At 39.3% G+C, this 14,172-nt stretch carries 13 protein-coding genes; 5 read left to right on the top strand and 8 right to left on the bottom strand.

The features are described 5' to 3' along the window. Nucleotides 1-109 precede the first annotated feature (109 nt). Together PZB74_RS08515 and PZB74_RS08520 are read left to right on the top strand one after the other, a co-directional pair. Nucleotides 110-898, top strand: a complete 789-nt coding sequence (locus PZB74_RS08515; protein WP_302242128.1) for an SDR family oxidoreductase — start codon at nt 110-112, stop codon at nt 896-898. Between the two features lie 601 nt (nt 899-1,499). Then, nucleotides 1,500-2,042 (top strand): hypothetical protein, encoded by a 543-nt coding sequence (locus PZB74_RS08520; protein WP_302242129.1) that lies wholly within the window; start codon nt 1,500-1,502, stop codon nt 2,040-2,042. A 34-nt stretch (nt 2,043-2,076) separates the two neighbouring features. Here PZB74_RS08520 and PZB74_RS08525 read toward each other — a convergent pair whose 3' ends face one another. After that, on the bottom strand, nt 2,077-2,820 hold the full coding sequence (locus PZB74_RS08525) for a hypothetical protein (protein ID WP_302242130.1): 744 nt from the start codon (nt 2,818-2,820) through the stop codon (nt 2,077-2,079). 202 nt (nt 2,821-3,022) lie between these two features. Then, a complete protein-coding gene (locus PZB74_RS08530) occupies nt 3,023-5,248 on the bottom strand; it encodes a S9 family peptidase (protein WP_302242131.1) in 2,226 nt (741 codons plus the stop codon). Between the two features lie 154 nt (nt 5,249-5,402). Here PZB74_RS08530 and trxA point away from each other — a divergent pair, with 154 nt between their 5' ends. From trxA to rplS, 3 genes are all read left to right on the top strand, one after another. Beyond that, nucleotides 5,403-5,717, top strand: coding sequence for a thioredoxin (trxA, locus tag PZB74_RS08535; RefSeq protein ID WP_302242133.1), 315 nt, complete (start codon nt 5,403-5,405; stop codon nt 5,715-5,717). Nucleotides 5,718-6,094: 377 nt separating this feature from the next. Then, a complete protein-coding gene (locus PZB74_RS08540; RefSeq protein ID WP_302242134.1) occupies nt 6,095-7,396 on the top strand; it encodes a fasciclin domain-containing protein in 1,302 nt (433 codons plus the stop codon). 135 nt (nt 7,397-7,531) lie between these two features. Next, nucleotides 7,532-7,885, top strand: coding sequence for a 50S ribosomal protein L19 (gene rplS, locus PZB74_RS08545; RefSeq protein WP_302242135.1), 354 nt, complete (start codon nt 7,532-7,534; stop codon nt 7,883-7,885). A 64-nt stretch (nt 7,886-7,949) separates the two neighbouring features. Here the strand turns inward: rplS and PZB74_RS08550 are convergent, their stop codons facing one another. From PZB74_RS08550 to PZB74_RS08575, 6 genes are all read right to left on the bottom strand, one after another. Beyond that, nucleotides 7,950-8,480 carry a PRC-barrel domain-containing protein gene (locus PZB74_RS08550; protein WP_302242137.1) on the bottom strand — a complete coding sequence of 177 codons (531 nt, stop codon included), beginning with the start codon at nt 8,478-8,480 and terminating at the stop codon, nt 7,950-7,952. Nucleotides 8,481-8,553: 73 nt separating this feature from the next. After that, nucleotides 8,554-8,856 carry a toxin-antitoxin system YwqK family antitoxin gene (locus PZB74_RS08555; protein WP_302242138.1) on the bottom strand — a complete coding sequence of 101 codons (303 nt, stop codon included), beginning with the start codon at nt 8,854-8,856 and terminating at the stop codon, nt 8,554-8,556. A 98-nt stretch (nt 8,857-8,954) separates the two neighbouring features. Continuing rightward, nucleotides 8,955-10,217, bottom strand: coding sequence for a PhoH family protein (locus PZB74_RS08560; RefSeq protein ID WP_436837129.1), 1,263 nt, complete (start codon nt 10,215-10,217; stop codon nt 8,955-8,957). A 246-nt stretch (nt 10,218-10,463) separates the two neighbouring features. Next, entirely contained in the window at nt 10,464-11,150 is a 687-nt protein-coding gene (locus tag PZB74_RS08565) for an AlbA family DNA-binding domain-containing protein (protein ID WP_302242143.1), read from the bottom strand. Between the two features lie 88 nt (nt 11,151-11,238). Beyond that, nucleotides 11,239-12,756, bottom strand: a complete 1,518-nt coding sequence (locus tag PZB74_RS08570; RefSeq protein ID WP_302242144.1) for a P-loop NTPase family protein — start codon at nt 12,754-12,756, stop codon at nt 11,239-11,241. Between the two features lie 100 nt (nt 12,757-12,856). Further along, nucleotides 12,857-13,960, bottom strand: coding sequence for a vWA domain-containing protein (locus tag PZB74_RS08575; protein ID WP_302242145.1), 1,104 nt, complete (start codon nt 13,958-13,960; stop codon nt 12,857-12,859). Nucleotides 13,961-14,172: the final 212 nt, after the last annotated feature.

The raw sequence follows: 14,172 nt of genomic DNA on the forward strand, positions 1-14,172 counted from the left end.
ATTAACATAGATAATAGAAAACTGGCTGACAGTATTAGTTTATCTTTTCTACATACTTATACAAATTTTATAATTTTATCTTAAACTTCTACTCAATAAACGAAGGACTATGGATATTGATTTGACAAATAAGAGAGCAATAGTATGCGGTAGTACCCAAGGCATAGGCAAAGCAGTAGCTGAAGAACTCGCAAACCTGGGTGCTTCTATTACTTTAGTCGCTCGCAACGAAGAAAAACTGAAAGCAGTACAACAAAGCCTATCCCGTGCAAAAGCTCAGCAACACCACATTGTAGTGGCAGACTTCGCGCAGCCCGAATACTTAAAGTCTGCCATATCTTCTTATCTGGAGACTACTAGTGAGATACATATTCTACTAAACAATACTGGAGGACCATCAGCAGGCAGAGTATATGATGCGGATCCGTCTGCTTTTATCAATGCTATGCAAATGCACCTGATATGTAACCAGCTACTTGTACAGGCGGTGGTGCCCAAAATGAGGAAATCTGGTTACGGGCGTATTATCAATATTATTTCTACATCTGTTAAAGAGCCAATCGCAGGGCTTGGAGTATCAAACACGACCCGTGGAGCTGTAGCTAGTTGGTCTAAGACGCTGGCCAATGAGCTTGGGCCTTACGGGATTACGGTAAACAATGTATTGCCTGGCTCTACAGAAACAGATAGAATACGAAGTTTAATTAGTAATAAAGCAAAAGAACAGGGAAAAGATGAGCGTGTAGTAGAAGAAGAAATGAAATCTCAGATACCACTGAGGCGCTTTGCTGAACCGGCTGAAACTGCAGCCGCTGTAGGTTTTCTGGCTTCCCCATCCGCTGCTTATATTACTGGTACTAACCTGGCAGTAGACGGAGGAAGAATAAGTTGTCTATAAGTGTCTGTAAGTATTAAAAAATTCACTTTGAGGCTAAAACCAAAAGAGAGAACCTCTTTAGTGGTAGTTTGTCTTTTTGGAATATTAGTACAAACAGGCATTTGGTATACATATGGAATTAGACAAGGAGCAGACTCTGAACTTTACACAGAAGCTGCTATGCAACTGTTAGAAGGACACCTACCAGAAGGTAGGCTTATATGGTATAGCTCATATATATTTTTCATTGCACTTGTTTTTTTTTGCAGGAGGAGGCCTGACTACGATAGTAGCAATACAAATATTAGTGGCTTTAATGGCTTCTTTAGCTCTATTTTATGCTGTGCGCTATACAACCAACAGTTATAAAATAGGGCTAATATCTATAGTGTTGTACTTGTTATGGATTAAGATTCACCAATGGAATATCTTTATTTATACTGAATCTCTATTTACCAGTATGGTAATAATTACTTTTGCTGTGCTGATAACATCTTTCAGGTGGTATCACTATCTAATATGTTTGTTCATCTTTTTGTATACCTTTTTTCTAAGACCTACGGGTTTTAGCCTCTTAATAGCTGTATTAGCCTTTATCCTGAGCTTATATCGTTCAAGCAGGATGGGAAAGTTTGCGATAATAATTTTTGCATTTGTAATAAGCTTAGCTGTACTGCATAAAATGTTAGTAAGCTATGAACTTGTAGAAAGTTATGCTAAAGGAGAAATAATTTATCCAGATGTTAGACTAGGTATCAGTGTGCCTTCTAATCTGATAGTCCCAAAGAACTCACTTCCACCTCTGGTTACACTAATTCAATTTGTTGTGTTTAATCCTCTCTATTTTATTAAAATTACTGCTATTAAAGTCTTTCTCTTTTTAAGCAATGTCAAACCCTATTTTTCGTGGCTTCATAACCTGCTTATTATCTTTATTTTGTACCCTTTGTATGGATTTGGTATAGTTGGCTTAAGAAAATATTCCTATGATAAGAGAATACTGCACTTTATTGTCAGCTATATAATAGCTCAAACTATAACAGTAGGACTTACAACTGAAAATTGGGATGGCCGTTTTCTTGTGCCTGTATTGCCCTTCATCTTTATACTTAGTGCTATAGGGTTATATACTTTGAGAGGTAGCATAAAAAAAGCCTCTTCGTAAAAAAGAGGCTTATGTAAAACTGACCTAGTAAGTCTTATGCTAAAGAAGCAAAACTTTTACCTGCTTCCTTAGTAGTTTTTTTAAGCTTAGCGATATTAAAGATCTTTTTGGTCTTATAACCAGTATAGCTGCACTCATAATATTTGATAAGAGTACCTTCTTTATCTTCAGTAGGTGACTCTAAAATCTCTTCTTTTACCACGCGCAAAGTATAATAACCGCAGGTAGGAGATTTTTCAGCGTGTAAGTGACCTTTATACTTTTCTATCTTAGTTTCCTGAGTAGCTTCGTCTATCCATACGTCATAATCTACTGAGAATATACTTTCTTCTGCCTGCATACCTTCGTCAAGATGTACATCTTCTTCAGCCTCACTAAGTAGCTTCATTTGATTACCAGCGCTGGAAACCCTGGGCTTGTACCTTAATTTGTGCAGGCGCTTCTCAATTAGTGTAGGATAGTAGTACTCAAGATAGTTGTAGATTACTACGCCGAGTATCATACCAAACATTAATGAAACAAATACACCTACAAATACATATAACCACTCGGTAGCCAATATAGATGTCACGTAAGCACCGGCAGCTATCAACAATACCAGACAAGTGTACCAAAGAGACTTCTTCTCATGCTGGTTAATAAAATCATACTTAGCTTTTGGGTCAGAGGTGCCGGCCATTCTGAACAGGTAAAGGAGAAACATCCCTACCCCTACGGCAATCAAGGCAAAAGAGACATAATACAATCCCTGCCTGATGATGTTAAGTAAACCTTCCATATTAATGCACAATTTTGTTTGCTAATGACTTGATATTGATTATGAGCGACTTATCTACAGATAAACGTGTTTACAAGTACGCCAAAAAGCCTTTAATTCTGAAAATTAGCCTTTTCTAGTTTGGTCAATATATTACATTAGCGATATTGACCCCCACACACTAAAATTTACAAAATTTTTGCATCAAATAATAGCTGCCAGCTTATAAATTCTCTTTTACAAAATTGCTCATTAATCTGAATAAATGCAGCCGGGTATTGCCGCCGTAAATGCCGTGGTTTCTGTTAGGGTAATAGAATGAGTCAAACTGTTTGCCCGCCGCAATGAGTGCATCCTGCAACATCATAGAGTGTTGTACATGTACATTATCGTCACCAGTTCCATGAATAAGGAGGTAATTATCTTCTAACTTACCTACATGAGACAAGGGAGAATAAGCATCGTAACCTTCCGGGTTAAGCTGAGGTGTCTGCAGGTAGCGTTCAGTGTAAATGGTATCATAAAATCGCCAGTTAGTTACCGGAGCTACCGCAATAGCCATTTTAAATACATCTGCGGCAGTAAACAAGGCAAGAGATGACATGTATCCACCATAGCTCCACCCCCAGATGCCAATGCGTTCAGGGTCCACAAAAGGGAGTTTGCTTAAATAGCGAGCGGCATCCACCTGATCCTGAGCTTCATATTTACCCATTTGCCCGTAAGTTACGTGCTGAAAGGCTCTGCCCCGCCCCCCTGTACCACGGTTATCTACACAAGCTACTATATAACCTTCCTGAGCAAGGTAATGGAACCAGTAATCTCTGCTACCCATCCAGCTATTGGTAACTAACTGAGAGCCTGGACCTCCGTAGACATACATGAGCACAGGGTATTCTTTTGAAGGGTTAAAATCATGTGGCTTAATTATATAGCCGTACAAAAGTGTATCTACAGAATTGCGGAATGTAAAAAATTCTTTTTCAGCCAGCTGATAGGTCTTTACAGTATCCTGCAATTCTGGGTTTGCCTCTAAAGTCTCTATAAGTTCTCCAGAAGGAGATTTGTGCAAACTTACAGTAAGCGCTTGCTTGCTTGAAGAATAGTCCTGTATGTAATAATCAAAAGTAGGGCTGAAATTTGCGGTGTAAGTACCAGCTTCATGCGTAAGACTTCTCTTTTTGTTGCCTTTGAAGTTAATGCTATAGATATGCCTCTCAAGGGGAGACTCTTCTGTAGAAGTATAATATATTAAGCTATGCTTTTCATCTACACCAAGTAACTCACTTACTTCCCACTTTCCACTGGTAATCTGATGGATTTTTTTGCCTTCTACATTATAAAGATATAAATGTTTGTAGCCGCTTTGTTCGTTGCTCATTACAAAGTGCTTACCATCATTTAAGTAACTAATATTATCATTAAACTCAACGTCTACATACGTGTCTGAATGTTCTTCCAGCACCAGCTTAGTTTTGCCAGTACTAGCGTCAGCATGCATAAGCTGCATATTATTTTGCAGGCGGTTAAGTTTAATAAAAGAAAGCAGCTTGGGGTTTTTTGTCCATTTTACCCTTGGAATATACATGTCTGTCTCTAATCCTACATCTACCTTAGTAATTTTTTTTTCGGAGAGGTGATATATACTTAGATTAACTACTGAGTTTTGCTCGCCTGCCTTTGGGTATTTAAAGCGGTAATCTTTAGGATAAAGCTCTCCCCAAACCTGCATATTGTATTCTTTTACTCCAGACTCATTAAAAGATAGATAGGCAATTTTCTTACTGTCTGGAGACCAATAAAAGGCTTTAGCAAATGCAAACTCTTCTTCGTAGACCCAGTCAGTGCTTCCATGAATTAACTGGTTAAATGCACCATCTTTAGTGAGCTGGTGTACCTCCATACTTTCTAATGAGATATAATAGAGATTATTGTCTCTGGTAAAGGCTACCTTTTTGCCATCAGGAGAAAAAGTAGCGTAGGACTGCTTCCCTTCTTTGTCTAAAGGCATAAAAGTTTTTTGAGCCAGATCATAGATATAGTAGTAAGCTTTAGAAGACCTGCGATAAATTGGCTCAAGTTCAGTGGCAAACAAAACTTTCTTTTCATCAGGTCCCAGTTGGTAATTATCAAACACTAAGGGGTAGGGTTCTCCCTCCAGCATAAGGTCTTTACCATTTACCAAAGTATCTACCAGGCTAGCTTTCTGTGCATCATAATGGAGAATATGAGAGTAATAAGCAGTATCATCAGGCAGTACTTTGGTATAGTGCTTTCCGTCAGCCATCCAGCGTATATCTTCTCCCTGGTACTGATAAAAAACAGACTGCTCAAAAATTTTTTCCAGAGTGAGGCTTTTCTTGTCTTGTGCCTGCAAAGGGGGTAGTAAGGCTAGAAAAAAACCGAAAATAGCCAACAAATATATAATTGTCTTCGTCTTGGGGTACATGTGTTATTAGGAAGTTATCAGGTATATGAAATTAATTTAATATTTATGGTAACAATTTTTCGTATTAAACATTATGTAAATACGTGTAGCTTAGATACCAGAGGTAAAAATACATAAGCTATGTGGTTTGGAGGCGCTAAATGCGTTAGTTAAAATGAGTAATAAAAAGAAAAAAAGTTTTTCATCACTTATAAGTACTACAGCTACACCTGTATTGGTTGATTTTTATGCTAGTTGGTGTGGACCATGCCAAACCTTAAGCCCAATAGTACAGCAGGTGGCTAAGGAGTTTGGTGAAAAGGTAAAAGTAGTCAAAGTTGATGTGGATAGGAACCCGGCGGCTGCGCAGCAATTTCAAATTCGTAGTGTCCCTACGCTAATGATTTTCAAAGGAGGAAAAGCCTTGTGGCGTAAGGCAGGATTAATGACTAAGCGTGAGCTTTCCACTGTATTACAGCAAAACCTATAGAAGAATACGATTTTAAACTTTTTGATGCGATGTGATAGTTTTTTGCATGCTACGTACCTTTTTCTATAGTCTAAGAAGAAAGTCATGGTACAAAACTTTCTAATCAGCTTAAAATTTACCCAGATATTTGTGACTTGCTCTATGCTTTGTCTAATGGCAAACATATAAAAGCATATTTATCAGATTGTGTGTTTGTTGAAATTAAGTTCTGCAAAACACCGATCTACAGATAATCCCACAAATTTATATGTACCTTTTTTAAATGTTTTTTATAAACAAATAGTAAAATAAGGACTTAAGCAGGTATATACTGCACAGCTTTTGCATAAGATTTCATCTATTTTAATAAGTTTTTTAAACCAAATATTTTAAGACGTATGAGTAAAGTATTGCGTTATTTTTTGTTTAGCTCACTGGTACTATCAGTACTTTTCCTGGCAAGTTGTGAGGACGATGGGGAAGGGCCTGCCGATCCTTCTTCTATTAGTGTTGAGCAGAATGGTACTGCTGTAGATACTATCAGTGCTGTACTACCTGGTGATCAAATCACTGTTGATGTAGGCGTTGAATTTGGAAGTGAAGAACCAGAAATTTTGAGAGTTTTTGGTGATGATGGTACCCAAATAGGAAATGACTATCCTATAGCTCAGGCTAACACAGCCATTCAAATTAACTTTAGTGTACCTGAGGATGCTTCAGGGGAGTACATTGTTACTTTTGAGACATTTGATGGCGATGATGTATCTATTGCAGAGGAAGAATTAGTATTAGAGGTATATGGTACTGTGGTAGATGTAGCCACACTTAGCGATGACTTCTCTATTTTAGTAGAAGCTCTGACAAATGCTAACTTAGTAACTACGCTTCAGGGAGATGGGCCATTTACTGTTTTTGCTCCTACTAATGCTGCATTTGCAGATATGGGTATTAATTCAGCTGCTGACCTGCCTGAGGGTGAAGAATTAAATCAAATTCTACTATACCATGTAGTATCTGGTGCGGCTGTAGCTTCAGGAGATCTTGAAGCGAAAAGCTACCCTACTGTAGAAGGAAGTGATATTGATGTAACTCTTGATAATGGAGTGTTTATTAATGGTACTGCTGAAGTAACTACTGCTGATATTATGGCAGGTAATGGTATAGTTCACGTTATTGATGAAGTATTAATGCCAGGTGCATCTATCATCTATGATGAAGCTGTACTACTTGGTGGACAATTAAATACTACAGATGGAAGTTTCTACAATGTACTAGATTCTCTTGTATATACTTCTGCTGATGCTTCAGACAATAATGATAAAATTGACTTTGTATACTGGTATACTGAGACAAGTGAGTCTATTATCGGTTCACCGGACAACCAGTTTGCTCAGGCAGCATTCCCAGGTACAGATTTAGGAGATGGCAATGCTAACCAAACTCGCTTTACCGCTCTGGCAGATGTAACAGAAGATGATTTTGACGCTGTTAACAGCGCGAACGATCTTGACGATATTTATGATGGTGACCTTCAAGATGTTGAGGAGCGTTTGACAGGACTGCAAGTAGGACAGGTATTTGGTTTCATACTTGATGCTGGAAGAGGTGGAAATGTAGGTATTGTTAAGGTACTAGAAATCTCTGGAGATCAAGGATCTAACCGTGCTATCAGAATTGGTGTAAAAACCAGAAAGCAATAAATAAAGCTTTTAAAAAAATGTATATGAAGCTCCCAAAATCGGGAGCTTTTTTTTGCCCAACGTACTGCATTCCAAAATATTTTTCCTATATTTGCAGTTCTTTTTCGGGAAGAGTATTTAAAATACAAATATATCATGAGCGATCTATTAAAGTTTATAGAGGAAGAATATCAGGAGACACGCCAAAAACATCCTGAGTTTGAGGCTGGTGATACGATCAATGTGCACGTAAAAATTACTGAGGGTAACAAAGAGCGTATTCAGCAGTTTCAGGGAGTTGTAATCCAACGCCGCAACAGTAACTCTAACGGAGAGACTTTTACAGTAAGAAAAGTTTCTAACGGAATCGGAGTAGAAAGAATTTTCCCCATCTTATCTCCTAGCCTAGAGAAAATAGAGGTAATTAGAAGAGGTAAGGTAAGAAGAGCAAGATTGTTTTACCTGAGAGGTCGCCAGGGTAAAGCTGCTCGTATTAAGGAAAGAAGATAGTACACAAGCACTTAGCATAAATAAAAACGCCATTAACAGAATTCTGTTAATGGCGTTTTGTTTATTAGCTTTTCTGTCCCCATTTCAGTTTTTCGTAATCCATATCATCTGATGGATTACTATCGGGTTTGTTTTTTGGCTCTTCGCCGGTAATTTTAGCGGAGCCTTCATAACCTTCATGTGGATGGTTATCCTGTGCCTCCTGCGTATATTGGCCTCCATCTACTGAAGATCCACTATTACCGGTTTCAAAGGCATTACTGCCATAATAATCTTGTAGCTTCTTAAGCTCCTCTTTGTCGTTTCCTCTAAGTTTAGAAAGATCCACTTTAGGAGCTTTTTTTACTCGTTCTGAGGCTATGCTTAAACGTACATCTGAAGACTGGGGGTTAAATCTGAGTAACTTAAAAGGTAAAGCGAGATGGTCTCCGCCTATACCAAGTATCCCTCCGCTTGACATTATTACTATTTTGGGTTGACTATCGTCCGGATCTACTAAAAAATCTTCAATCTTACCGATATGCTCTCCGGATTCATCATGTATATTACGTGATAATATATGTTCGCGGGCTGATAAATATTGCTTCAACATCATAATCTTAGTGTAAATATGGGTTAACTTTGTTACACCAATAAAACTGCCTGAAGCAAATAAAGTTTATGAGGACTTAGTTCCCGTATTCGATAGTATCTAGCTGGTTACCAGATTCATCGTACATTTTCCAGGAGCCTTTTTCCAGACCATTCTCATAACTGCCTTCCAGCGCCAGGTTTCCATTCTCATGATAAAATTTCCAGTGGCCACTTTTTTTGCCCTGCTGATAATCTCCTTCTTCCCGAACTTTGCCATTATCGTAAAAGCACTGCCAGTGGCCCTGTTGCACACCATCTACAGTTTCTCCCTGGCAATTATCACTATTCGGAGATGCCAGAAAAGTTATAAAAAGTACGATCTGTAATATTGTTGTCATCACAAGAGGAGCTTTGAAAACGTATATGCAATTTATACAGATCAACGTCAACAAATTACTCTCCTTCCGGGCCGAACATTACATTAGTAATAGCTTACTTATAAAAGTTCATTAGCCAGATTAGCCAACTCAGAACGCTCTCCTTTTTCCAGCGTAATATGAGCATACAAGGGATGGCTTTTAATTTTATCAATCAGGTAAGAAAGTCCATTACTCTGCGAATCCAGGTAAGGAGTATCTATCTGATAAATGTCTCCGGTAAATACAATTTTAGTATTTTCTCCAGCTCTGGTAATGATTGTTTTGATTTCGTGCGGTGTAAGGTTTTGGGCTTCGTCTACTATAAAAAAGATGTTAGAAAGGCTCCTTCCTCTAATATATGCCAAAGGTGTGATTACCAGCTTTTCTGTATTAAGCATTTCGGAGATACGCATGTGGTCTTTGTCACTCTCATGAAACTGATTTTGGATAAATTTAAGATTATCCCATAAGGGCTGCATGTAGGGGTTTAGCTTGGACTTAATGTCTCCAGGTAAAAAGCCAATGTCTTTATTGCTTAGAGGTACTATGGGGCGAGCCAGATAAATCTGCTTGTACTCTTTCCGCTGCTCCAGGGCACCTGCTAAAGCAAGCAGTGTTTTGCCGGTACCAGCCACCCCTTGTATAGAAACCAGCCTGACTTCCGGGTTAAGTATGGCATGTAAAGCAAAAGCTTGTTCCGCATTTTTAGGACGTATGCCGTAGGCCTGTTTTTTCTCTACCTTTTCTATACGTTGTTGTGTAGGGTTGTAATAGCAGAGGGCTGAGTTTTTGCTGCTTTTTAGTATGTAGTAGCCGTTGGCACTTACCTGCTGGGGGTTCATGAGAGTCTCTACCTCGGCGAAACCATCTTTGTACAGATCAGAAATTTTGTCGCTGTTTACCCGCTCAAAAACTGTTTTTCCACTGTAGAGGTCTGCTACATGCTTTACCTTTCCGGTTTCGTAGTCTTCTGCATTTAGGTTTAAAGATTTTGCTTTCAGGCGTAGGTTGATATCTTTAGTTACCAGAATTACTTTACGGTCAGGGTATTCTTCTTTAAGGTAAAGAGCTGCATTGAGTATTTTGTGATCAGGTTTTTTTTCATCAAAAATTTTCTCCGCATCTACCTCGCTGTCGGGTGCCATAATTACTTTAAAGGAGCCTTTAGATTTGCCATTTAAAGGTATCCAGTCTAGTAGTGTATGGTCTTCGGAGAGTTGATCTATGATTCGAATAAACTCCCGAGCTTCAAAGTTTCTTGTATCACTACCTTTTTTAAATTGGTCTAGCTCTTCCAGTATTGTAATAGGAATGCCTACGTCATGCTCATCAAAATGCATGATAGCATCATGATCGTATAAAATTACGGAAGTATCTAAAACAAATATTTTTTTCTGCTTGACCCGGGTATTTCTGGTAGTGGTTTTAGTCTTTTTTGCTGTAGTTGCAGGAGTAGTGCTGCTTTTCTTTCTTGTGCTGGTAGCCATAAAGTGTAAATACTAAAGCTTCGTAAAAAATAGTACTATTAGTCTACATCCATACTAAAGCAAGTGCTCTAACTGATGTATCTAAATGTAAAGATTATCTTACGAAAATTTTAGCATAAAAATATCTTCTTTCTCCTTCGGGATAATTTTGAGTACATTGGCCAATACCAAAAGCACCAAGGTTTGTGATGCTCTGAAACGTGGTAGGCGAGCCAACTTTGTAAACTCCGAAAGTGTAATCTGGGAATGTTGTTCCAGATATTCCATCAGTAGCTTCTCTTTTTCGCCAAAAGTAAACTGCATGTCGCGAGGCTTGCGGGCTCTTTTAAGAATCTTCCATACCTCAGAGCTGGCTTGCAGACTTTTATCTTCGTAGCGAACATATGCTTTGCCCTTATGCTGTCGTACTTGCTTTTTTTTAGGCGGAGCAGCCTGTTTTTTATAGCCTTCGTTTAGTACATAGTGGGGCTTGCGTTCGCTTTCTTTAATTTTATAATGGACTACCGACTTGTGGCCATTAATTTTTACTACTTCAATATCATACTCCATTTTTGGGCGGCACCACTGCTGTATAGCCTTCTCAAGTACAAAGATCTCTTCGTCGGCAAATTTGATACCGGGAATATTACCATTATCATCTACACCAATAAGCAGGTGGCCACCTTTGGTATTGGCAAAGGCTACTATTTCTTTCAAGATTTTTTCAGGATGCGCTACTTTGCGCTTAAACTCTATGTGCTCTCCTTCCCCACTGTTAACCAACCTCTGAATTTCCTGCATAGACATGACCTATCAAAATTATATGATTGAAGTAAAGCAGAGCCACCATTATAGGGTGACTCTAATTTAATGATAGTGGATGGTCAGTATTCGGCTATTCGTCAAAGTCGTCCTCATCGCCAAGGTCAGGCATAGAGAACATACTACTCAGTAAATCTTTGAACTGAGTGCCGGCAGTTAGCTGCTTTTTGCTTAGCTGGCTGTATTCTGCCAATCCATGCAGGGCAAACTCCATCAAAAACAAACGGGTAGGTTCATCCAGACCTTTATGATGTTTTTTTACTAGATCTTCTAAACCGGGCACTGCCTTCAGGCGCTTTTTGTACTCCTTATTGCTTAGGTCATTCAGCATATCTACCTCATTCCCTTCTCCAAACCATTCTACAATATCTTTATAGGGGTTTTGGTCTTTTTGCTTACGCTTGTCATCCGGGTTAGGGAAGTACTGTAGAAACTGAGTACGTATAGCTTTACCCACCAGATTATGCGCTACTATACCGGGGCCTTCCTGCTCTCCTTCATAAACAAGCTCTACCTTACCCGTAATAGAAGGGATAACGCCTACAAAATCTGATACTCTGATAAAGGTATCCTCTTCATCGTTTAAGAGTGTACGACGTTCGGCAGCGCTCATAAGGTTTTCAAAAGCAGAAATAGTGAGGCGGGCAGACACACCGCTTTTTTCGTCTACGTACTCACTTTCTCGGGCTTCAAACGCTACCTGTTCTATAAGGTCTTGAGCCAGCTCAGTAAGTCGTATTTTTGCCTGCTGAGGCGCTTTGATTTTTGCTTCCTGGCTGGTAATTTTCTTACTAATTTCCAGGCTACGCGGATAGTGAGTTATAATCTGGCTGTCAATACGGTCTTTTAATGGAGTAACGATACTCCCTCTATTGGTGTAGTCCTCAGGGTTAGCGGTAAACACAAATTGAATATCTAGCGGTAGCCTTACTTTGAACCCACGGATCTGAATGTCTCCTTCCTGCAAAATATTGAATAAAGCTACCTGAATACGGGCTTGCAGGTCAGGAAGCTCATTAATGACAAAGATTGAACGGTGCGACCTGGGTATGAGGCCGTAGTGAATTACTCGCTCATCTGAGTATGGTAACTTAAGCGAAGCGGCTTTAATAGGGTCGGTGTCGCCTATAAGATCAGCCACCGATACATCGGGTGTAGCCAGCTTCTCTGCATAGCGATCAGAGCGATGTACCCAACTGATAGGTGTGCTATCTCCATGTTCTTCTAGCGTTTGTCTGCCAAAGTATGATAACGGTTGTAGAGGGTCATCGTTTAGTTCTGAACCTTTAATAACGGGCATATACTCATCTAATAGCTCTACCATCATACGAGCTATTTTAGTTTTAGCCTGTCCTCTTAGCCCCAGCAATATTATATTGTGCATAGAGAGAATAGCGCGTTCCATGTCTGGAATCACAGACTCCTCATATCCCCAGATGCCTTCAAATACCTTCTCCTTTTTACGAAGGCGGTAGATCAGGTTATCTCTCAGCTCTTGCTTAATAGAACGAGGCTCGTAGCCACTTGCTTTGAGTTCTCCCAGTGTATGTATTTTCAGAAGTTTTTCAGACGGGATGTCCTGGTATTTCATTGAAGTTTGATGTTAAAGGTGAAAAAGTCTCAGGCTTACAAAAAGATATAGGTTCTTTAAGAAAAGAAGAATCTAATCATAAAAATTTTACCTGAAACTACTATTTAAAGTTCTTGCGACGGTTTCTTCGGTAGTCTTCAAAAATAAGATTGCCAAGGCCTTTCAGGCTACTGTAGTAAGCATTGCCATTGTTAACTTCGGTAAATTTTTGCACAAATTGCTTTAGGTAAGGGTCAGAAGCAATCATAAAAGTAGTGACAGGAATTCCGATTCTGCGGCACTGCGCGCCCAGGTTAAGGGTTTTGTTCAGGATTTTGCTATCCAGTCCAAAACTGTTTTTGTAATATTTGATCCCCTGCTTCAGGCAGGTAGGCTTACCATCCGTAATCATAAAAATCTGCTTGTTTTTGGTTTTACGGCGGCGGAGTATATCCATAGCCAGTTCAAGTCCAGCCACCGTATTGGTATGGTAAGGCCCTACTTTAAGGTACGGCAAATCTTTGATCTGAATCTGCCAGGCATCATTTCCAAATACGATAATATCCAGCGTATCTTTTTTGTACTTGGTAGTAATTAATTCGGCCAGTGCCATAGCTACTTTTTTGGCAGGGGTAATTCTATCCTCACCGTATAAAATCATGGAGTGAGAGATATCTATCATGAGTACAGTGGATGTTTGCGTTTTGTACTCGGTATCATTGACTTCCAGGTCGCCCTCGGTCAGCATAAAGTTGCCCAACCCGTGGTTAATCTGCGCGTTACGGATAGAGTCTGTCATGGCAATCTGCTCGAGAGAGTCTCCAAACTGATAATCCCGACGATCGGTACTGGCTTCATCACCACTTCCACTAAAAGTAGTTTTGTGGTTGCCCTGACCTGATTTCTTGAGTTTCCCGAAAATTTCTTCCAGTGCGCTTTTTCGTATAGATCGCTCCGTTTTGGCGGTGGTATCAAAAGACCCGTCGGAGTTCTCATCAGCTATATAACCTTTATCTTTGAGATCCTGAATGAAGTCTCCCATTCCATAATCTTCTGTGGTAATATTGTACTGATTATCCAGGCTAGTCATCCACTGCAATGTCTCATTTACATCGCCAGAGGTGATTACCATCAGTTCCATAAATATTTTAAGCAGTTGGTCAAATGTACTTTGTCCTTCCTGTTGGGGGTCGGGTTGGTAGTCGGTAAATCGGTATCCTAACATATTTGCAAAACCTTAAAAATGTCTGTTTTGTTCTTTTACCTTTCTATAACGGAAAAGAGGAGAAAGGCCTTCGTTGTAGCTACATTTATTTGCGCTGGGTATTAAAATATTCAATCAGGATGATTTCGCAAAATGTAGTGCGTGAACTGAACAAAACGTAGATGTATAAACTTTATGCCTAGACTTTTACGCAGCATAGTGCGCAATGTTTT

Source organism: Porifericola rhodea (assembly GCF_030506305.1).
GTDB classification, from domain to species: Bacteria; Bacteroidota; Bacteroidia; order Cytophagales; family Cyclobacteriaceae; genus Catalinimonas; species Catalinimonas rhodea.

Bases quoted from the DNA above. Each gene is read 5' to 3' on its own strand.
- PZB74_RS08515 (WP_302242128.1), top strand. From the start codon at position 110: ATGGATATTGATTTGACAAATAAGAGAGCAATAGTATGCGGTAGTACC.
- PZB74_RS08520 (WP_302242129.1), top strand. From the start codon at position 1,500: ATGGGAAAGTTTGCGATAATAATTTTTGCATTTGTAATAAGCTTAGCT.
- PZB74_RS08525 (WP_302242130.1), bottom strand. From the start codon at position 2,820: ATGGAAGGTTTACTTAACATCATCAGGCAGGGATTGTATTATGTCTCT.
- PZB74_RS08530 (WP_302242131.1), bottom strand. From the start codon at position 5,248: ATGTACCCCAAGACGAAGACAATTATATATTTGTTGGCTATTTTCGGT.
- trxA (WP_302242133.1), top strand. From the start codon at position 5,403: ATGAGTAATAAAAAGAAAAAAAGTTTTTCATCACTTATAAGTACTACA.
- PZB74_RS08540 (WP_302242134.1), top strand. From the start codon at position 6,095: ATGAGTAAAGTATTGCGTTATTTTTTGTTTAGCTCACTGGTACTATCA.
- rplS (WP_302242135.1), top strand. From the start codon at position 7,532: ATGAGCGATCTATTAAAGTTTATAGAGGAAGAATATCAGGAGACACGC.
- PZB74_RS08550 (WP_302242137.1), bottom strand. From the start codon at position 8,480: ATGATGTTGAAGCAATATTTATCAGCCCGCGAACATATATTATCACGT.
- PZB74_RS08555 (WP_302242138.1), bottom strand. From the start codon at position 8,856: ATGACAACAATATTACAGATCGTACTTTTTATAACTTTTCTGGCATCT.
- PZB74_RS08560 (WP_436837129.1), bottom strand. From the start codon at position 10,217: ATGCATTTTGATGAGCATGACGTAGGCATTCCTATTACAATACTGGAA.
- PZB74_RS08565 (WP_302242143.1), bottom strand. From the start codon at position 11,150: ATGTCTATGCAGGAAATTCAGAGGTTGGTTAACAGTGGGGAAGGAGAG.
- PZB74_RS08570 (WP_302242144.1), bottom strand. From the start codon at position 12,756: ATGAAATACCAGGACATCCCGTCTGAAAAACTTCTGAAAATACATACA.
- PZB74_RS08575 (WP_302242145.1), bottom strand. From the start codon at position 13,960: ATGTTAGGATACCGATTTACCGACTACCAACCCGACCCCCAACAGGAA.